General features: G+C 72.1%; 14 protein-coding genes and 1 pseudogene. 11 read left to right on the top strand and 4 right to left on the bottom strand.

The features are described 5' to 3' along the window. Positions 1-94 precede the first annotated feature (94 nt). Genes ACFC09_RS38655 through ACFC09_RS38645 form a run of 3 tightly spaced genes read left to right on the top strand, consistent with a single transcriptional unit; the run spans position 95 to position 2,581 of the window. Positions 95-691 (top strand): DUF5998 family protein, encoded by a 597-nt coding sequence (locus tag ACFC09_RS38655; protein ID WP_376536471.1) that lies wholly within the window; start codon positions 95-97, stop codon positions 689-691. After that, complete coding sequence (locus ACFC09_RS38650) at positions 691-1,884, top strand: alkaline phosphatase family protein (RefSeq protein ID WP_376536469.1); 1,194 nt, start codon at positions 691-693, stop codon at positions 1,882-1,884. The genes ACFC09_RS38655 and ACFC09_RS38650 overlap by 1 nt, the downstream gene beginning before the upstream one ends. 46 nt (positions 1,885-1,930) lie before the next feature. After that, complete coding sequence (locus ACFC09_RS38645; protein ID WP_376536467.1) at positions 1,931-2,581, top strand: thymidine kinase; 651 nt, start codon at positions 1,931-1,933, stop codon at positions 2,579-2,581. 260 nt (positions 2,582-2,841) lie between these two features. Here the strand turns inward: ACFC09_RS38645 and ACFC09_RS38640 are convergent, their stop codons facing one another. Together ACFC09_RS38640 and ACFC09_RS38635 are read right to left on the bottom strand one after the other, a co-directional pair. Continuing rightward, positions 2,842-3,156: a DUF5302 domain-containing protein gene (locus ACFC09_RS38640; protein ID WP_376536517.1), complete on the bottom strand. Its 315-nt coding sequence runs from the start codon at positions 3,154-3,156 to the stop codon at positions 2,842-2,844. A gap of 27 nt (positions 3,157-3,183) precedes the next feature. Then, positions 3,184-3,519, bottom strand: a pseudogene (locus ACFC09_RS38635) (DEAD/DEAH box helicase); the annotation flags it as partial. 608 nt (positions 3,520-4,127) lie between these two features. Between ACFC09_RS38635 and ACFC09_RS38630 the strand changes: the two are divergent. From ACFC09_RS38630 to ACFC09_RS38600, 7 genes are all read left to right on the top strand, one after another. Next, positions 4,128-4,562, top strand: a complete 435-nt coding sequence (locus tag ACFC09_RS38630) for a hypothetical protein (protein WP_376536465.1) — start codon at positions 4,128-4,130, stop codon at positions 4,560-4,562. A 129-nt stretch (positions 4,563-4,691) separates the two neighbouring features. Further along, entirely contained in the window at positions 4,692-5,186 is a 495-nt protein-coding gene (locus ACFC09_RS38625) for a nucleotide exchange factor GrpE (RefSeq protein WP_376536463.1), read from the top strand. Between the two features lie 108 nt (positions 5,187-5,294). Beyond that, complete coding sequence (locus tag ACFC09_RS38620) at positions 5,295-6,869, top strand: Hsp70 family protein (protein ID WP_376536461.1); 1,575 nt, start codon at positions 5,295-5,297, stop codon at positions 6,867-6,869. Positions 6,870-6,897: 28 nt separating this feature from the next. Then, positions 6,898-9,525 (top strand): hypothetical protein, encoded by a 2,628-nt coding sequence (locus ACFC09_RS38615; RefSeq protein WP_376536459.1) that lies wholly within the window; start codon positions 6,898-6,900, stop codon positions 9,523-9,525. Positions 9,526-9,530: 5 nt separating this feature from the next. Then, positions 9,531-10,622: a hypothetical protein gene (locus tag ACFC09_RS38610; protein WP_376536457.1), complete on the top strand. Its 1,092-nt coding sequence runs from the start codon at positions 9,531-9,533 to the stop codon at positions 10,620-10,622. Between the two features lie 5 nt (positions 10,623-10,627). Then, positions 10,628-12,061 (top strand): hypothetical protein, encoded by a 1,434-nt coding sequence (locus ACFC09_RS38605; protein ID WP_376536455.1) that lies wholly within the window; start codon positions 10,628-10,630, stop codon positions 12,059-12,061. A 3-nt stretch (positions 12,062-12,064) separates the two neighbouring features. Next, positions 12,065-14,314 (top strand): hypothetical protein, encoded by a 2,250-nt coding sequence (locus tag ACFC09_RS38600; protein ID WP_376536453.1) that lies wholly within the window; start codon positions 12,065-12,067, stop codon positions 14,312-14,314. Positions 14,315-14,352: 38 nt separating this feature from the next. On the opposite strand, the gene ACFC09_RS38595 is transcribed toward ACFC09_RS38600, so the two are convergent. Continuing rightward, entirely contained in the window at positions 14,353-15,165 is an 813-nt protein-coding gene (locus tag ACFC09_RS38595; RefSeq protein ID WP_376536451.1) for a hypothetical protein, read from the bottom strand. A 391-nt stretch (positions 15,166-15,556) separates the two neighbouring features. Here ACFC09_RS38595 and ACFC09_RS38590 point away from each other — a divergent pair, with 391 nt between their 5' ends. Further along, positions 15,557-16,948, top strand: a complete 1,392-nt coding sequence (locus ACFC09_RS38590; RefSeq protein WP_376536449.1) for a hypothetical protein — start codon at positions 15,557-15,559, stop codon at positions 16,946-16,948. Positions 16,949-16,953: 5 nt separating this feature from the next. On the opposite strand, the gene ACFC09_RS38585 is transcribed toward ACFC09_RS38590, so the two are convergent. Next, positions 16,954-19,545 (bottom strand): NACHT domain-containing protein, encoded by a 2,592-nt coding sequence (locus ACFC09_RS38585; protein WP_376536448.1) that lies wholly within the window; start codon positions 19,543-19,545, stop codon positions 16,954-16,956. Positions 19,546-19,896 lie beyond the last annotated feature (351 nt).

Genomic DNA, 19,896 nt, shown 5'->3' with positions numbered 1-19,896 from the left:
CGGACGGCGTTCCCGACTCGTCCGGACCGGCGTTCCCGACTCGTCCGGACCGGCGTTCCCGACCGGACCGGAGCTCACGGGCCCACGGACTAGGATGGACGCCATGGCCAAGACCAGTACGACGACCCAGGGGCTGCGTGCGGCGATCGAGCGCAGCGGCTACTACCCGGCCCTCGTGGCCGAGGCGGTGGAGGCCGCCGTGGGCGGCGAGCCCATGCGGTCGTACCTGGTCCACCAGGAGACGACCTTCGACCAGAACGAGGTGCGGCGGCACGTGACCGTGCTGGTCCTCACCGGCAACCGGTTCATCGTCAGCCACACCGACGAACAGGCCGCCGACAGCGACTCCCCGACGCCATTCGCCACCACCTCCACGGAGTCCGTGAAACTCGACCGGATCTCGTCCGTGGTGGTCAGCCGTGTGGTGGCCAACCCGGAGCAGTACAAGCCCGGTACGCCGCCCCGCGAGGTCGTGCTGACCATCGGCTGGGGCGCCGTCTCCCGTATCGACCTGGAACCCGCCGCCTGCGGTGACCCGAACTGCGAGGCCGACCACGGCTATACGGGCAGCTCGACGGCGGACGACCTCAGTCTGCGCGTCAGCGAGGCGGGGGACGGCCCGGAGTCGGTGCGCGAGGCACTCGCCTTCGCGCAGGCGCTCTCCGAGGCGACCGCGGATCTCACGCACTGATGGCGCAGACCGCAGCCTGGGACTCGCATCCGGAGCCGCTCGCCCTCGGCAGCGCGCCGCTGCCGCAGTACGGCAGCGGCTCGCTCGCCGATCTGCTGCCCACCCTGGCCGCCGGGATGTCCGTCCCCGGTATGACCGCGGCGATCCCGGAACTGACCGCAGCCGACCGTAACTGCGTCTTCCTGATCGACGGTCTGGGCTGGGAGCAACTCACGGCCCACCCCGCCGAGGCACCCTTCCTGACCTCGCTCCTCGCCAGCTCGCGTGGCGGCACCGGCCGCCCGATCACCGCCTGCTACCCGGCGACCACCGCGACCTCCCTCGCCTCCGTCGGCACCGGCCTGCCACCGGGTGCGCACGGTCTGCCGGGGTACACGGTCCGCGACCCCGGAACCGGCGAGCTGATGAACCAGCTGCGCTGGCAGCCGTGGACCGAGCCGCGGGTCTGGCAGCCGTACCCCACCGTCTTCCAGCTGGCCCAGGACGCAGGCGTGCACGCCGCCCAGGTCTCCTCCCCGGCCTTCGCGAACACCCCGCTCACCAAGGTCGCGCTCAGCGGTGGCACGTTCCACGGGCGGCTCAGCGGTGAGGAGCGCATGGACCTCGCGGCCGAGCAACTGGCCGCCGCGGACAGGGCCCTGGTGTACACGTACTACGCCGAACTGGACGGCGCCGGACACCGCTACGGTGTCGCCTCCGACACCTGGCGCGGCCAGCTCATGTACGTCGACCGGCTCGTCCAGCGCCTCGCCGAGCAACTGCCGGCGCGCAGCGCGCTCTACGTCACCGCCGACCACGGCATGGTCGACGTGCCCTTCGACGAGTTGCACCGCATCGACTTCGACGAGGACTGGGAGCTACGGGCGGGCGTCGCCCTGCTGGGCGGCGAGGGCCGCGCGCGCCATGTCTACGCGCTGCCGGGCGCCGCGGACGACGTTCTGACCTGCTGGCGCGAGGTGCTGGGCGAACAGTTCTGGGTGGCCTCGCGGGACGAGGCGGTCGCCGCGGGCTGGTTCGGGCCACGGGTCGACGACCGCGTGTACGCACGCATCGGCGACGTGGTCGCCGCCGCCCACGACGAGGTGCTGATCATCGCCTCCGAACGGGAGCCGAAGGAGTCGGCGATGGTCGGCAACCACGGCTCGATGACCCCTGCCGAGCAATTGGTGCCCCTGCTCGAAGTACGTACCTGAACGCCGACCCGCTGCCACACTCTTGCCGAAAGGTGCTCAACCCCCCATGCCCGAGCTGGTGTTCTTCTCCGGAACGATGGACTGCGGGAAGTCCACACTTGCTCTACAGCGAATCCACAATCGGTCGGCAAGGGGTTTGCAGGGCGTGATATTCACGCGCGATGACCGGGCGGGGGAGGGGAAGCTGTCTTCGCGGCTCGGTCTGGTGACGGAGGCTGTCGAGGCGGCGCCGGGGATGGATCTGTACGCCTATGTGGTGGGCCGGATGTCGCAGGGCGACAGGGTCGACTATCTGATTGTGGATGAGGCGCAGTTCCTGGCGCCGGAGCAGATCGATCAGCTGGCGCGGGTTGTGGACGACCTGGGCCTCGATGTCTTCGCCTTCGGTATCACGACCGACTTTCGGACCAGGCTCTTTCCGGGCTCGCAGCGGCTGATCGAGCTGGCGGACCGGATCGAGACCCTTCAGGTCGAGGCGATGTGCTGGTGCGGGGCGCGTGCCACGCACAATGCCCGCACGGTGGGCGGCGCGATGGTCGTGGAGGGTGAGCAGGTTGTCGTCGGTGACGTGAACGGCTCCTCCGCGGAGGTCGGCTATGAGGTGTTGTGCCGACGGCATCACCGCCGCCGCATGACGAGCGCCACTGCGAGTGCCGGCCAGCTCTCGCCGGATGTCCTGCCGTTTGCGCCCTCTTGAGCCTCGAACCTGCCTGCTTACGACGTCCCGATCTTGGTCTGCAAACTGAGCGGCACGGACAAGACCGGGTCCACCGCGGTGATGCCATCGACCCACGCCAACCGCAGTGGGGCCCGTGTCCACAGGCGGAGGCCGTCGGCTACGACCTCACCGGCGACCGGCACTAGGGTATGCGCGCCTCCCGAGCCTCGGCACAGGGCGAGAGTCCGTGGCGCCCAGAGGGTGTGGTGCAGGGCGGCCAGATGGCGGAGCTGATCGACTCAGCCGCCGCTCTTGCGCCGGAACGACCGCTGGTTCGCAGCCGGGCCGTGCGCCCCACGGACCTTCGACGCAGCGGTGTTCCCAGCAGGGTCAGCGGCGTCCGCCTGTACACCGCGCTTGCGCGCCAGGGCTTCCTGGAACTTGCGCTTCAGGTCGTAATGCCCGTCGCTGTCGGGTGCCAGAGCGGACGTCTCGGGGGCGGGTGGCTCCGAACCCTCTGTGGATGCAGAGTCTTCGGCCATGGCGACCTCCGGGCTCGGGCAGTGGGAAGCACAGCTTGTCATGCCGGGCGCAGTGCGGTGCGCAGGCGACATCATCATGGCCCCGGCTCCGGCGGGTATCGCCAGCTCTCGGGTGGGCACCAGGATCAGAGCGAGGGGCTGCTTCGGTTCCGCGCGCCGCCCGGCCGTCCGTGCGAGCAGCGGCAGGCCGAAGGCGAGCGTTTTGCCCGATCCGGTGCGCCCGCGCCCCAGGACGTCGCGTCCCGCGAGGGCGTTGGGCAGCGTGGCTGCTTGGATCGGGAACGCCTCGCGCACACCGAGTTCGCCGAGCGTTCGCAGCACCTCGGCTGGCAGCTCCAGACCCGCGAAGGAGGCGACCGGGGGCGCCGTTGGGGCAGTGGCCACGGGCGGGGCGCGATCGCCGCTGGAGGTGCCGGAGCGGTCAGGGTGATTCATGAAGAGCTTTCCGCATGGGGGGACGTACCGAGGAAGGCCCGGTAGGAATGATCAGCCGACGAACAAGAGGAACCGGAGTCCTCGGTCCCCAGCAGCGTCCGCAGCGCCTCCGCGGGCAGCGGGCCGTGCCGGGCCACGGCGTCGCGCCGTGACACCCCGGGCACGAACGCGGTGGCCGGCCAGAGGGATTCGGGCCTCCGTGTCGGCGTCCGCCACCGGCGCCGTGAACGCGCCCGACACCTGCCGGGCCGCGGTCACCTCACGGCCAGAACGCTCCCGGAACGCCTCGTCCGCCGCGAGGTCCGCCCGGACGGCCTTCACCGCGACGGTACGGCACACCCGGCGAACGTCCCAGGTAGACCGTGCCCATACCGCCTGTACCGAGGCGTCCGAGCAGTGTGAAGGGGCCCATGCCAGGCGGATCGTGTCGTCGAGTCGCTGCACCGAACACCCTTCCCTTGTGTTCCGTCTGTCTCACAGGTCAGAGACCGCTGATCCTGCAACACAGCAAACCTGCGAATCAACTCCGCGTAGCAGAGCCAGACCTGGAGTGTGGCTATCGATGCCGTGGCGCTGTCCTGGCACCGGATCCGCACCAGGGTCGGATCGTGCCCTACGCTCGACCTACGACCGGTGCGTTGGAGAAGGCGGAGGACATCGTGGTCCCGATTGCACCTGAACTGCTCATGGCCCTTGCCAGCGGTACCGCGGGTGCGGCCGGGGAGCAGATCTGGACGTCCCTGCGAAACCTGGTCAGGCGACGGCTGTCGGACCAAGCGCCTTACGACGAGGGAGAGTTGACGGCCCTCGCCGAGGCGCCCGACAGCACGGAGCGGGCTACGGAGCTCGCGGAGGCACTGGCTCTGCGCGCCCGGCAGGACCCCGCGTTCGCCGAGGCGCTCGCGGTCTGGCGGCGGGAGGCCGAGGCACTGGAGGGCACGCGGACCGGCGCGGGCGACGTACGCAACGTGGTCTCCGGGGGCACTCAGAGCACCGTCATCCAGACGCGGGACGTTCACGGTTCCATCAACCTCGGTGGCTGACGAGGCCGTGCACGGCCGGTCGGCGGCGCGGGAGAGGGCCGCGTGAGCCGGACGACTCGGCCGCGCCGGCCCGGCACCCGATCGTGGCACTGCTGACGTGCCGTCCCCCGTTGGTCTACTGTGAGTGCCGTGTCGGAACGTGACGAACCCTGTGCGCTTGCAAGCGAGTTCACCGCGGCACTCGCTCGTCAGCAACAGCTCGCCGAGCGCCGCGAGGAGATCGTCACCAGGCTGCACGATGAGGTCGAGCGACTGCGCCGGGGCGAGATGGAAACGGCGCTCGACCTGGTGCGCCACTCCCTGATCCGGCTGCACGACCAGATCCTGCGCCAGGCCGAGAACGTCACCGCCCCGCTCGGCGTCGACGAACTGCGGTCCCTGCTGACCGCGCTGGCCGACGAGGCAGCGGACACCGTGGCCAGGACCGGCGTCGAGCGGTATGTCCCCGGGCCCGGCGAGGCGTTCGACATGGCGTTGCAGCGTCCGGTGGGCCGCGCCGCCGCCGAAGGGCCCGAGGCGGACCGGACGGTGGCGCGCGTCGTGGCAGCCGGATTCGTGCAGGGGGAGCGGGTCGTGCGCAAGGCCGACGTCGTGGTTTCCCGTTGGGAACCGGATGCCCCATGAACTTCTTCTCTCTCAGCGGGGCATGAAGGACATGCCCTGCAAGGACAACTGGCGGGACAACAGACGGGGCGGACGTGACGCGCGGGCGTCCCGGTGGCGGGAGACCGTATGGCCGTGTACGGCATCGACCTTGGAACCACCTATTCGTGCATCGCACGGATCGACGAGGTCGGCAGACCGACCGTGCTGCGCAACCTCGAAGGGACGGACACCACACCGTCCGTCGTCTACTTCGAGAGCGCCGACAGCGTCGTCGTGGGACAGAGCGCGAAGGACGCCACCGTCCTCGACCCCGAGCACGTGGTGCAGCTCATCAAGCGGGACATGGGCGATGTGGTGCCGCGCGAGTTCCACGGCCGCACCTACATGCCCGAAGAGATCTCCGCCCGCATCCTGCGCAAACTCGTCGAGGACGCCAAGGCCGCCGGCGGTGAGGAGGTCCGTGACGCGGTGATCAGCGTGCCCGCCTACTTCGGGCTCGCCGAACGGGACGCCACCCGCAAGGCCGGCGAGATCGCCGGGCTGCGCGTCCTCGACGTGGTCGCCGAGCCCATCGCGGCCGCGCTCGATTACAGCGCGCTGGAAGGAGACGAGGAGCGCGTGGATCGGGCCATCCTCGTGTACGACCTGGGCGGCGGTACCTTCGACACGACCGTCCTCACCCTGCGCGGACGGGAGCTGACCGTGCTCTGCACGGACGGCGCGAAGGAACTGGGCGGCAGCGACTTCGACGACCGTGTCGTCGTGCACCTGGTGGAGCGGTTCCGCGAGCGCTTCCCGGACGTCGACGACCCGCTGTCCGACCCGCAGTCCGAGACACAGCTGCGCAAGGACGCCGAAGAAGCGAAGAAGGCGCTGTCCTTCCGCGAGCGCTACACCGTCCGCGTCATGCACCAGGGCAGGGTCGAAACGGTGGAGCTGACCCGGGGACTGGTCGAGGAGCTGACCCGCGACCTGCTCGACCGCACCGTCGACATCACCCGCCGCACCGTCGAACTGGCCGCGGAGCGGGGCGTGCCGTCCTTCGACGAGGTACTGCTCGTCGGCGGCGCCACCAAGATGCCCGCCGTCGCCGCCGCCCTGCGCACCCAGTTCGGCTTCGAGCCCAGGCTGCACAACCCGGACCTCGCGGTGGCCCGCGGCGCCGCGCTCTACGCCCTCGACCGGGCCACGTACATCCTCGCCAGCGGCGACCTCCCCGCCGGGCAGGCACCGGACGTCCCGGAGACCGGCCTCACCCGCCGCCCCTACGACATCTCCACCGTCGCCTCGCGCGGTTACGGCATCCAGGTCACGGACATCGACAGCGGCCGGGAGTACGTCACCCACCTCGTGCACGCCAACGACACCCTGCCGGCGTCGGTGACCGACGACTTCTACACCCTGCGCGACGGCCAGCGACGGGTCCGGATCCAGGTCATGGAGCAGGCGGGCGCCGTGGAGTCGGAGGAACTGGAGCACAACGCCCCGGTCGCGGAAGGGACGTTGAAGATCCCGCCCGGCAAGCCCGCGCGCTGGCCCTTCCAATGCGTCTTCACGCTCGACACCTCCGGACTCCTCACCGTCGTCGCCACCGAGCGGGAGTCCCGCGAACAGATCGAGATCTCCATCCAGATCGGAGGGCTGTCGCAGGAGGCGGTCGACGAGGCCCGGGTCGCGATGAGCCGCCAGCGGATCGGCTGAGCGCGGGCAGGACGGGGGGAAGCAGGCCGTGGTCTTCGACGAGTCACGCTACCGGCGCGAGGTGCTCGACGCCGGGTTGCCCGTGACCGAGGATCTGCGCACGCGCTACCAGTTGCCGCAGCACATCGACGGGCCCGCCGTCGCCGAGGCGGTCACCGCGGTCCGCGTCTGCTGGCGCCGCAGTCGGGCTCGGCTCAAGTACCGGGCGGTCATCGAGCAGTTGGAAGCCGGGTACCTCAGCCACCGGCCGCTCCTGGACGCGGCCGCGGCCGGGGACCCGGGACGACTGCAAGCTGCTCTTGAGGCACACAGCCTGCGCGCGGAATCCGAGCGGGCCCGGCTGCGCGCCGCTCTGCAGGAGGCCACGGGCGGGCTCGGCATGCTCGCCGAGCGCACAGTCGCGGAGATCGCCGCCGCCCACCGGGTCGGGGAGGACCGGGTGAGAGACCTGCTGCCCGCCCTCGGGCTGCGCCTCGCCGAACCCGACCCGCTGCCGCGGACGGTTCCGCACCCTTCGTACGCGCGCTGCGCCCGCCAACTGGAGGTGCTGGGACTCAGGCACCTCGGCGACTTCCTCGCGACCGGCGGGCCCGGCGGGCGGACCGAGCAGCCCGTGCGCGTCTTCGACCGGCCCCCGGTCGGTGCGCCGGTCGTCGAGGCAGCGGCGCGCCGCTGGGGCCGGCTGCCGCACGGCGCCGCGCACACAGCCGCCCAGGCCGTGATCGCGGCCGTCCGCGGCGTGCTGAGCGACCAGGGGCCGGAGGGGCTCGCCCAGATCCTGCGCCATGAACTGGCGACCCCGCTGCGGACGCGGCACGCCGCCCGCGCGACGCCGTCGACGCTCCTGCGATACGCAGTGGACGAGCTGGCCGTCGCCGAGGAGGACGCGCGGCGACTGGTGTTCGCGGTGCTGCACGAGGCAGCCGGGGATCCGTTCCTGGAGCGGGTGCGCCGGCTGGCCGCGGAAGGGCGGCTCGCCGAGGCGGCGGCCGTGGCGGACCGGTTGCCGCCGGGCTCGCTCGCCGAGGACGTACAGCGACTGGCCGAGCATGTGCGCGAGAAGCTGGCCGAGGCACGCGGGGCCGTGGAGCAGGCGCGCCGACTGCCGCCGGCCGACGCGGACCGGGCCTGGGACCTGTTGGAACAGGCGGAGGCGGCAGTCCGCGACCTGCCGGCGATCGACGCTGTGCGACAAGGGCTCGCGGTCCGTTCGGTGTCCGGCCTCACCGCGACCCGGGCCAGCGCGGGCGTCACCGTCCGCTGGCGGCCCTCGCCGTCCACGCGGGGCGAGCCCGAGTACGTACTGCTGCGCAGTGAGCGGCGCCCGCCCCGCGACGCGGCCGACGGCACCGTGCTGCCGCTGACCGAGCCGCGTGCCACCTCGTACCTCGACGGCAGCCCCCCTGCCTGCATCCCGCTGTACTACGCGGTCGCCGTGCGCCGGGCCGCCGAACCCGGCAGCGCCCCCTCGCCGCTCATGATGGCGGGGCCCGTCGTGCACTGGCCCGAGGTCGCCGGCGTCCGCCTGCGCGCCGAGGACCGTCAGATCGTCGCCGACTGGACCTGCCCCGACGGCGCGCACCGCGTAGAGGTCGTCCGCACCGCGCCGGGTGGTGAGACCGTGACGGTGGCCGCCCGCCGCGACGGCTTCACCGATGACGGGGTCTCGAACGCGACGACGTACGGCTATTGCATCCGAGTCGTCTACCGCACCGACGACGGACCGCCCGTGCGCACGGAGGGCGTCCGGCGCACCGCCACGCCGCTCGCGCCGCCCGAGCCGGTCACCGACCTGGACATCCGTCTCGTCGACGGCCGCCTCCTGGCTCGCCTCGACCCGCTGCCGGACGGCGAGGTGCGCCTCTACGGGTTCGACGACGCGCCTCCGTGGCCGGCCGGCACCCGGCTGCGCACGACCGAACTCCCCGGGCGGCCGATCGTCGCGGAGCCCGCCCCGGAGGGGCTGCGGTTCGCGCCGCCGAGCCGGCTCACCCTGGTGGTCGCGGTCACGGTCGCCGGGGAACATGCCGTCGTCGGCGCACATGCGGCGGCAGCCACGCCCGTACTGGGCAGTCTCACGTTCACCCGGCACGGCGGCACGGGTGTGACCGTCGTCTTCGACTGGCCGCCGGGCAGCGGCGACGAGGTCGAGGTCGTCTGGCGGAGCACCGGCGTGGCGGACGGCCGGCGACGCACCGTCACCCGGGCCGCCTACCGGCACGAGGCGGGCGTGCGGCTGCCGGTCGCCGACGGCGCCGGGGTGGACGTCGAGGTGCGGCCGATCGCCTTGCTCGGCGGGCTGGCCGCCTACGGCGAGCCGAGCACGGCGGCACTGCCACCGCGCATCGAGGTCGACTATCGGCTGGAGCGGCACGGCCTGCCCGGACGCCGCACGGTCACCGCCGTGTTCACGGCACGCGCCACCGTACGAGCCGAGCGACTGCTGCTGGTCCGCTCGCGCGGCCCGGTAAGGCCGCTGGAGCCCACCGACGGGGAGGTCCTGGCGGCGGACACCGACGTGACGCTCGGCCCGGGACACGATGTCCGGCTGTCGGCGCGCCTGGCCCGCGGCCCGAGCGGCGGGCTGCGCTGCTTCGCCGTGGGCGAGTCGCTCGTACTGCGTGACCCGCCGCTGCACACGCTCAAGGTCTCCTGAGGGGAGTGGACGTGCGAATGCCGTGGCGCCGCAGCTGGGTGTGCCCGCACTGCTTCCGGAGCATCTCCCGGGCACAGATCGCGTATGTCTGCGCGAGCGGCGCCGGCTGCGCGGAGGACCGGGTCCTCGCGTCCGCCGACCCGCGGGCCGGTTCTGCGGTGTGCGGTACCTGCGGCCGTACCACCACCCGGCTGCACTGCACCGCCTGCACGGGCCGGCTGCCAGAGGGTTATCTGCGTGTCCCCGGAAAGCTGGTGGCGCTCGCCGGACCGGTCAGCTCCGGCAAGAGCACCTACATCGGCGTCCTCGTGCACGAGCTGCTGCACCGCCTCGGAGCCGAACTCGACGCGGCTCTGCTGCCCTGCGACGACGACACGATGGCCGACTACCACGAGCGGTACGAACGGCACCTGTACGAGGAGCAGCACACCGTCCCCAAGACCGCGGAACACGACGCCGGCCGCCCCCTGGTGCACCGGCTCAGCCGCACCCGGCGGGGCCGTTTCGGGCGCACCCGCCGACGGGTGCTGACCCTCGTCTTCCTCGACACGGCGGGCGAGCACTTCGCGTCGCGCGACCGTATGGAGAACCAGCTGCGCTACTTCGCCGCGGCCGACGCCGTGGTCGTTCTCGTCGACCCGCAGGACCTGCCCGGCGTACCGGTGAAGGACGGTGACGGGGTGCCGGGCAGATCGGGCGACGTACTGGCCCGGGTCCTGGGCCACCTGGGCGGCGGCAAGGTGGCCGTGCCGGTCGCGGTCGCCCTCACCAAGGCCGACCTCCTGTGGCCGCACCTGCCGGACAACTCCCCGCTGCACCGCACCCGCCGCCCCGGCCCCGTCTTCGACGCCGACGACCGAGCCGCCGTCCATGCCGAAGTGCAGGCCCTGCTGCGACGCTGGCAGGAACACCAACTCGACGCGCGGCTCCAGCAGTTCTGCACCGATTACCAGCTGTTCGCGCTGTCCACGCTGGGCACCGCGCCCCGGCAGGGCGGTGACCTCGGACTCGGCGGCGTGGTACGGCCGCACCGTGTGGAGGATCCCCTCATGTGGCTGCTGCACCGCTTCGGCGCCCTCGACCGGGGACAGGGGTGACACGCATGGCCGGACAGGCGCACTACACGTCCGCCCCGCCCTCGGCGGACGCACCCCACGGCGGCTTCCGCTTCACCGCGGTCTCCCCGGCCGCCCGCCCCGCACTCGACGTCCTGCGGGTGCTGACGGGGTACGCGCGGCCGCCGGGCACGGACCGGCACGACCACTTCCCCGTGGCGTTCGCCTACGACCGGCCGGACGTCGACATGGCCGTGCTGACCCGGACCTGCTTCACCGGCCAGGACTACAGCGGTCGCTGGGGCAACCACTTCTGCCACGTCCTGTGCGCCACCCCCGGTGAACTCGCGGGCCTGCGCCCAGTCGAGCTCTGGGACACCCCGCAGTGGGCTCCGTCGCCCGAACCCGGCGACGGCCACGCCCTGCCCGACCTCGCCGAACTCGTCCCCGGCAGCGCCGTCGGACCCGACCGCGTGGGCCGCCTGCTGGCCGGCAGCGGCGACCCCGGCGTCCACCTCCTGGAACGACTGCTCACCGCGGCTCTGCAGGCGCTGGTCGGCGAGGGCCCCGGCGCGACCCTGGTCTCAGCGGACGCGGACCGTGTCGTCGGCTGGATCGCCGCCGTCTCGTACACCCTGCCCGCGAGCCTGGCGGCCGAGCTGACGTTCACCACGTACACCGCTCGGCCGGAGGACGACCACCGCCATCTGATCGGGACGCGGCAGGAGACCGGGAAGCGGACACCGGGTCCGGTGTTCGACCTCGACCGACTGACCGCGGACGGCTGTCCGGAGCCCGATCCGATGGCACGCTTCCTCGCGAACGCGTTGGGGAACGGGCGCCTCGACATCCTGGACACCGTGGCGGAGGTGTGGGACGCGGGACCCGCGGACGGCGTCGAGGCGGACGTACGGCGGCTGCGGACCGGGTGCGCGTTGCTCGCGCCGGACGGCGATGCGGTGGCTTTCGGCGGAGAGGACTCCGGGCTTGCGGGTTTCGTACGCGCTGTCGTGGAACTGCGGCCCCAGGTGGGCCTGGCGTCCGAGCACCTCAGGAGAGCCGTCGCGCGTCATCTCGCCCGGGGGAGGGCACCCCTCGGCGAGGTACGGGCCGTGCTCGCTCCGTTGCCCGACTCCTGCCGGCCGGCCGTCCTCGCCGGGGTGTTCGCCGCCCTCGAAGCCTCCGCCGATCTACGGACCGCCGCCCTGGACGCACAGGCGTGCGCGTCCCTCGTCTCCCTCGCGGACGAAGCTCCGGACGTGCTCGCCAGTGCCCCCGGCACCGCACTGCACGTCCTGCGCCGGGCTTCCGCGGAACCACCGTCGGCCGCGCTGCGGATCCTGCGGCTGTTCCGGCAAGGACTCTGGGAGGAGAAGGAGGTTTATGCGGCGTTGCGTGATCTGATGCGGACCGAGCAGCCGGAACCGGAGCGGGCGTCACTGCTGCCGTGGCGACGCGGGGCGGCCCGGCAGAAGGAGTGAGCCGTGTCCAATCCCGTGATTCTGCTGCTGGCGATCATCCTGCTGGTCGTCCTGATCGTCGGCCAAGGCGTCGTCATCACCCTGCCCAAGCTGATGTGGGCTCAACTGAAGACCGTCTGGCGGACCTTCGGCCGGGCACCGCACACCGCACCCGACCCGGACGGCGAGCCGGCCATGCCTGCCTACGTCCGGGGCGTCGCCGCACGCGACCTGCGCGCGACCTGGTGGGACGGACTCGATCGGCACGAACGGCTGGTGAGCGAGGCCGACCGCTTCGTGGCCGAACTGGTCCGGGACGCGTTCCGCGGGCCACGACGGGGCGGGAGCGAGGGACAGGGATGCATGATGCTTCTGCTGCGCCCGCCCTTCCTGCTCACGACCGTCTTCGTCGTACTGACCGCGACGGCGTTCAGCCTCCTTCCGCTCCTGCTCACGCTGCTGGCGTGGGCGGTGTGCTGCGCGCTGTGGGCCCTGTGGTGGGCGGTGTGGGCGGCGGTCGCGCGGGCGGGGCGCGCGCTGCGCGGCGGGCCGGCGCCCTGCCCGTACCCGGGCTGTGGACGCGTCGTCCACCGCCCGGTCAGGCAGTGCCCGACATGCCGGGCCGGGCACCGGCAGCTGGTGCCCAACCGGTACGGCGCCTTCCGCCACCGCTGCCGCTGCGGCACCCGGCTGCCCGCCGTGCTCGGAGTGCGCCGCCTGGACGCGTGCTGTCCGCACTGCGGGAAGGCGCTGCCCGCCGGATACGAACGGGCACGGGTCGTCGTGCTCGTCGGGGGCTCGACCACACAGCGCGCCGCAGTGCACCGGCAGGCACTGGCCGAGCTGGGCGCCACACCCGGAGCCGAGCCGCCGCTCGTACGCACCGGCAGGACGCCCCTGCTCTGGTACGACCCGCCTGGTGACGCGTACGGCAGTCAGGGTTCGGCCGCCGGTCTTGAGGTGGTGCGCCGGGCCCGCGGACTGCTGCTGATGGTGGACGACTCTGCCGCGCACAGCGCCGACGTACACGCCGTGACCCGGGTTCTGCACGTCGTGGCGGGACTGCCCGCGCGCCGCCGTCCGCGCCGGCTGGCCCTGCTGTACACCCGAGTCCTGCGGGGCGACGGCGCCGAAGTGCGGGCGCGGCTGGACGCGGCCGGCGGCGGTCACCTGCTGCGCGCGCTCGACGCCACGGGCATTCCGGTGCGCTGCCTTCCGGCCGCCGAGCTCGCGGGGACGCTGCGGTGGCTCGCCGGTACGGCCGGCACCGCAGGCTCCGGGGAGACCATGGCACCGCCGCCCGCGCGCCGACCGGAGAACCCGACGCTCCGCCCAGCCCGGTACCACGCCGCTCGCCGCACTCTGCTCCTCACCCATCTCGCCGGATACCTGGCCCTGCCGGTCGCCCTGGTCCTGCTGGCGACGGGCGTGCTGCCCCCGCAGGCCCTCTTCGGAGTGCCCGGGAGATACGACAAGTGGCGGCGTCCGCTGGCCGATTCCGTCCACCAGGTCGACCTCACCGCAGCCGCCACCCGAGACTGGCCGAAGCTCAGCGAGAGTTACTCGGCACCGGGGCATCCGGCGTCCGCCGCTCTGCCGGGACACGCGGGTTACTGGTCGGTCAAGGATTCGCCGGAGAAGGACAACTGGCTGAGGCTCGACTTCGGGATGCCGTTGCCGCTGAGCGAGGTCTCGGTGGACTTCGATCCGGACAGCATCACGTCGTGGGCCCCGGGAGTCGACGTGGAGGGCCAGAACGGCGCCCGGACGTACTGGCTCACCAACGCCCACCCCCACCGGCAGAAGCAGGGCGCCTACCTCACGAAGACGTACGGCTACGACGATTCCGTCCCACGGACCGTCGACTCCATCCGTATCGGCCTGAACTCCGACCTCGACGGCAAGACCAGTGACGAGCAGCGGCTTCGGCTGCGCGAGTTCAACGTGCGCTGGCGCAGCTCCGACGCCCTTCGCCTGCACCCGGCGGCCGACGGCCGGCTGGCCATCGAGAACGCCACCGCACGCGACCTCGCCATCACCGTACGGCCGCCCCTGCTACCCGCGGGCTGGCGTGCGACCCTCGTCGGACGGCCGCCCCGGACACTCGCGGCACACGGCACGTACGAGGCACGCTGGCGGATCACGGCTCCCCGGGGGACCACGGGGCGTTCTCCCATCGCCTACGCCGTCGACGCCGGCGAGAACGGGCAGACCGTGACGGCCCGCTGCCTGGCCCTCCTCACGGCCGCCCTGGACGCCGAACCGCTCTGCTGAGCCTTTCCGCTCTGCTCATCGGTGCCCGAACGGTCGGCTCAGGACTCCGTCGGTTTCCCATGCAGGCGTACCGTGCTCAGGATCTTCATGATCGTCGAGTCCGGCAGCTCGTCCTTGACGCCTGTGGCGCCGACGAGGCTCCATGCGACGAAGCCGCCCGCGGAGTTCTTGAAGCCGAACGCGACGGCCTTGCCGTCGCTCGCGCACCTGCCTTTCTGAGGCGTGTTCCTGGACCGGGCCCACGCGATGCTGCCCTTGACGCCGGACCTGGTCGTGTACGGCTGCGCCGTCCTCTCGCGGACGATGCTCTTCCTGTCCGGCTGCGTATAACCGCCGTACACCCACAGGTCCGCCAGGCTCAGGGCGGCTTCTGCGGTGCTATTTGAGCCCTTTGAGCCCTTGGTGCCCGCCATCGCCAGACCGGTGCTGTCCATGCGCCCGTCCTTGTCGTCGTCGGACAGGCACCAGTTCTCCCGGAGGACCGCGGGAGCGCTCATGACGACGATGGTCTTGCCCCAGTTGTCGGGGTTGCTGTAATCGACCGTGCTGTCGTCGAAGCCAATCAGCATGCCCGGTGGCTTGACGTCCCAGTCCGGCGGTACATCGAAGGCCGTTCCCCACTTGGGGTTCACGACGACCTTCCAGCCCGGGACGGTCGGCCGCTCGGTCGCGGTGCCGTGCGGCTCGGGGGACGCCGGCGCCGAGGCTGTCGCGCTCTTCGAGGCAGTCGTCGGCGCTTTGGTGGTTCCGCCGCCGCCTCCGGTGCGGTCGTCCTGGGCGCCGCCCAGGAGCAGGAAGCCGCTCAGGCCGACGGCTGCGACCACGGTCGTGGCCGCAGCGACTGCGACCACCTTCGCCCGGTTTCCGCCGCCGGGCGGCTGCGGCCGCAGCGGCCGTTGGTACGGGTCCTGGCTGTGAAGGTCCCGCTCGTTACTGGGCGGTTGTCCTGACCACATGCCTGACAACCATAGTCCGGAGTCTTCCCACGGGTGCCGTCCCAGCGGTCGGGAAAGAGCCGGCGGCCCCGTCGGCAGACCGGTCACGGGCCTTGGTGAACCGCACGCAAGCAGCGCACGCCGACAGAGCCTGTTCACGCTACGGTTGTCCGGAGCCGCGCGCCACGGCTCGGGCCCTCGCGGGCGCGTGGGTGAGCCGGCGCCTCGACGCGGTGGCCGTACGGGAGCCGGCGCGGGCGGAGGGCGCGGCTGCCGGAGTGGCGGGGCGGGCTCGTGCGGGGAGGGAGTGAGCCGTGCTGAACCCACTCGAACTGCTCCTGGGCATCGTCCGCCTGGGGACGCGTACGGCAGCCAGGAGTCGGTCGCCGTACTGGACGTCCTGCACCAGGCCGACGGACTGCTGCTGGTGGTGGACGACCCCGCCGCGCACAGCGCCGCCGCGCACGCCGTCACCCGGGTCCTGCACGTCGTGGCAGCCCTGCCCGCGCGCCACCGTCCGCGCCGTCTCGCGCTGCTGCACACCCGTGCCGCACGGGGCGATGACACCGCCGTACGCGCCGGGCTGGAGGCGGCCGGCGGCGGCCATCTGCTGCGCGGCCTGGACGCCACCGGCATCCCGCTGCGCTGTGTCCCCGCCTCGGTTCTCGCGGGAACGCTGTGGTGGCTGGCCGGCGATGGATGGCTCCCGGGCCCCGACGCGAGCAGCACGCCACCGCCTGTGCGCCGTCCGGAGAACGCCCCGCTCCGCTTCCCCCGGCACCGCGTCGCCCGCCGCACCCTGCTACTCACCCACCTCGCCGGATACCTGGTGATACCACTGGTCCTGGTCCTCCTGGTGGTGGACGAGCTACCGTCGGACGCCGTCTTCGGCGTGCCCGGCGCGTACGACAAGTGGCGGCATCCGCTGCAGAGTTCGGTCCGTCAAGTCGACCTCATGGCCGCCACCACCCGGGACTGGCCCAAGCTCGGCGCCGGTTATTCGGCTCCGGGGCACCCGCCCTCCGCGGCGCTCCCGGGCCACACGGGGTACTGGTCGATCAAGGGCTCTCCGCGAGACTACAACTGGCCGCGCGTGGACTTCGGTCTTCCGCTGCCGCTGAGCGAGGTCACGGTGGACTTCGACCCGGACAGTGTCAAGCGGTTCTTCCCACCGAGCCTCAGCGTGGACGGCCAAGTCGGCGCCCGCACGGTCCCGGCTCCGTTCGAATACGCTCATTACAAGGACGAGGACGGTCAGTTCAGCGGCCTGGACTTCCCCTTCGCCAAGGCCGTCAACTCCCTTCGCATCGGCATCAGCCCTTTGGTGGAGGGCGGCGGCGAAAAGCAGTTCCGCATGCGCGAGTTGAACATCCGTTGGATCAGCTCGGACGCGCTGCGCCTGCACCCGGCGGACGGCGGCCGGCTCGGCATCGAGAACGCCACAGGGCGCTCTCTCGCCATCGACGTGCGGGCACCGCTGCTGCCCGCGGGCTGGCACGCCACCCTCGTCGGGCACCCGCCCCGGGTGCTCGGGGCGCACGACACGTACGAGGCCCGCTGGCGGATCACGGCGCCGCGGGGGACCCCGGGCCGGGCTCCGATCGCGTACGCCGCCGATGCCACCGAGGACGGTCACACGGTCACGTCACGCTGCCTGGCCCTGCTCACGGCGGCCGGCCGGACCTGGCCGCTCTGCTGACCGCATTACGGCCGCCAGCGTGGGCCTGCGAAGTCCTCCAGCGCAGCGGCGAGTTGGGGACCGACCTGCGGGGTCGTACCGAGCGACAGGACGAAGTACCAGCCTTCGCCCATCCGGGAGCGGCGTGGCGGGCGCGGAGCTGTGGGCAGCAGACGTACCTGGAGCGCGTAGAAGCGCAGGTCCCGGCCCCGGATGACGGCGCGGCGCGCGGTGATCTCCTCGATACCGTGCCACGCGTACGAGCGGCGTCTGCGCCCGATCACCGAGGTGATCGCGTCCGGAGTCAGCTCCAGCTCCACCGGCCGGCGCGGCAGGAGGAAGCCGACCACGGTGACCAGAACACCGACGAACGGCCAGAACACCACGAGCAGCCAGTTCACGGGCTCCTGCCATTGGCCGCTCACGGTGAAGCGGACGAGGAAGACGCCGGTGATGGGTCCCACCGCCGCCCAGTGCGCCAGCGGCAGCCTCCGGGACCGGCCACGGACGTGGTAGTTGCCCGCGGTCCGTTCCACCGTGAAGTCGCGGGAGTCCGCGAGTACGGGTACGCGCGGCTTCACGAAGACGGGCACGGCGCTTCCCCGCTGCTGGGCGCGGTGGGCGGCGAGATGCTCCTGGAGCCGCCGGTTACGGAAGCGGTAAGTGCCCCCGGACAACTGCAACAGGCCCGCCGTACGGGCGTCCCCGAGGAACCTCATCAGCGACCAGGGCACCCGTCCGGCCGCAGCCAGCGAGCACTTGGCGAGGATCCAGCGGCTCCACGGACTGAGCAGCACGAACGTCGCCGAGGCGCCCGCCCAGGCGGCGATGGCCGGCCACCAGCTGCCCGACCCCTGTGCGTCGAACGCGGAGTCCGCCCCGGCACCGAGGCCGATCAGCGGGGCCACCAGCGTCAGCGTGGTGACGAGCGCGGCCTGTTCGCCGCGCAGGAGTTCGCCGGGGGTGGCTGCGTCGACGGTGTCGGCGGGAGCCGCGTACACGATCATGAGCAGCGCGGGCAGCACACCGCCGATCCCGAGTGTGATCAGAAGGAAGTCAGGCGTCACGAAGACGTACAGGACGAGGAGCAGGACGACCAGGGCGGGCCCGCCGGCGAGTGCCGCGAGGCGCGCCCGCGGGCCGACCCGCGCATGCCGGTCCACGGAGCGCAGGGCATGGATGAACAACAGCGGATTCACGCTGCGGCGTGGCTCGGCGAGCCGCTGGCCGAACCAGCCATAGGTCACGGTCCGCGCGAGGGCGGCGAAGATGACGCCGCCCGTCACGTCGTACGTCACGCCGAGATCGCCCAGCGGATCGCTCTCGGCGTAGCCGGACATGAGCGCCCTGATACCGACGGAGATCAGAATGCCGGTTGTGAGGAGCGCGGGCAGCGCCATCAGCCGGGGCAGCGGCGCCGCGTACAGCCGCCACCAGGCCAGCTCGGACTCCTCGCGGCGGCTCAGCAGCAGCGCGAGGTAAGACAGCCAGGCGCCGGCCCGATCGGCCTCCCAGGCACGGGGCGGGTGCAGACGGCCGGGGTTGGGCGGCCGGGCCGGAAACGCGGCGGGCACGATGCGATCGAGCAGATGTGCCTCGACCGCGTCCCGCTCCGGAAACCGCTTCCGGTCCGCCAACTCACCTGGATCGGCTGGATGTCGCTCGTACGCGCGACGCACCAGCCACACCATCAGCGGACTGGTCAGAGCCCACGCGACCGGCGCGGAGGGTTCCTTCCGAAGGGACTCCAGCAGAGGGGCCCAAGCAGCGGCGCGAGCCCGGGGCCGGGCCTGTCGCAGGTATTCCGCCACCTCGTCGGGGCGCAGCGGCAGCGATTCGATGACCGTGGCGTGCCGCAGCCCCTTGCCCTCCTGGTCGAGGTCGGCGTATTCGGCCGTGCGGGAGACCAGTACGACGTCCCCTTGACTGCCGAGGCCGGCGTTGAGGGCGTCGAGGACCTCGGCGCGGCGGTGTCCGGGCAGTTCGTCGAGGCCGTCGAGGACGGGCAGGACACGCCGCTCCCGTACGAGCCGACCGGCGGGATGGACGCCGTCCATGGGCGGCAGACCGGGGTGGTCCTGCCGCAGCCGGTCCACGAGCCACTCGGTCAGCGGTTGTCGCCGGGTGTCCCAGGACTCCAGCGACAGCACGAGCGGGATCGGCACGTCGTCCTCGCCCTGTGTGAGCCGCCGGGCCAGGAGTTCGAGGGTGAGCAGGACGGAGAGCACGGTCTTGCCGGACCCGGCGTTGCCCAGCACGACCAGCCGCCGTCGGGGCTGGAGCCTGAGGAAGGTCCCGGCGATGGTGTCGGCCCCGGAGCCCACGGGCACGTAGTCCCCTGCGGACGCGACTCGTCGGCTGGGCGTCCAGCGCACTGGCAGTGGCTCGGGATCGGTCATGTCCCATGCGTCGGCCTCGGCACGCCACCGGAACAGGAGACTCCGTGCGAGCCTGCGCTCGGCCGCGGCCAGCGGAGCGTCGTCATCGGGAGGCGGGCTCTCCATGCGCAGCGTCAGATTGAGATCGCCTTCGAGGATCCCGATCTGGATCAGATAATCGGCTGTGCAGTCGACCGCGGTGTTGGTGATGTGCGGCCCACCGCCGGAGTCCCTCGTCATGTATGTCTGCCCCCGTTGTCGGCCTTCCCACTGTACTCATCCGCCCTCGGCCGGGGCCCAGGAGCACATGCTCCGGTCCGGCCGGGCCCGCCGCGAACACGGCGCCGCGCCAGGGGACTTCAGCTGCCGCTCAGAATTCCGCTCGGGTCCCCGTGGCGGCGTAATGTGCCGAGGATCTTCATGATCGTCAGGTCCGGGAGCTCGCGTCATGGAGGGGATTCCACCCCATGTGGTGAGTGGTCAAGTAAAAGGACTTGGGCGCAGATCTTCTGTGGGTGCCTCGTTGGAGTGATTCGCAGGGGTTCGGAATGAGGCCGGTCGTGCCGACTTCTACCGTCGCCGGGGTCGAGC

It is taken from the genome of Streptomyces sp. NPDC056161 (assembly GCF_042268025.1).
Lineage (GTDB): Bacteria > Actinomycetota > Actinomycetes > Streptomycetales > Streptomycetaceae > Streptomyces.
Note: the sequence above shows the minus strand (reverse complement) of the source record. Positions and strands in the feature narration are given on the sequence as shown.

Bases quoted from the DNA above. Each gene is read 5' to 3' on its own strand.
- ACFC09_RS38645 (WP_376536467.1), top strand. From the start codon at position 1,931: ATGCCCGAGCTGGTGTTCTTCTCCGGAACGATGGACTGCGGGAAGTCC.
- ACFC09_RS38655 (WP_376536471.1), top strand. From the start codon at position 95: ATGGACGCCATGGCCAAGACCAGTACGACGACCCAGGGGCTGCGTGCG.
- ACFC09_RS38640 (WP_376536517.1), bottom strand. From the start codon at position 3,156: ATGTCGCCTGCGCACCGCACTGCGCCCGGCATGACAAGCTGTGCTTCC.
- ACFC09_RS38620 (WP_376536461.1), top strand. From the start codon at position 5,295: ATGGCCGTGTACGGCATCGACCTTGGAACCACCTATTCGTGCATCGCA.
- ACFC09_RS38585 (WP_376536448.1), bottom strand. From the start codon at position 19,545: ATGACGAGGGACTCCGGCGGTGGGCCGCACATCACCAACACCGCGGTC.
- ACFC09_RS38650 (WP_376536469.1), top strand. From the start codon at position 691: ATGGCGCAGACCGCAGCCTGGGACTCGCATCCGGAGCCGCTCGCCCTC.
- ACFC09_RS38605 (WP_376536455.1), top strand. From the start codon at position 10,628: ATGGCCGGACAGGCGCACTACACGTCCGCCCCGCCCTCGGCGGACGCA.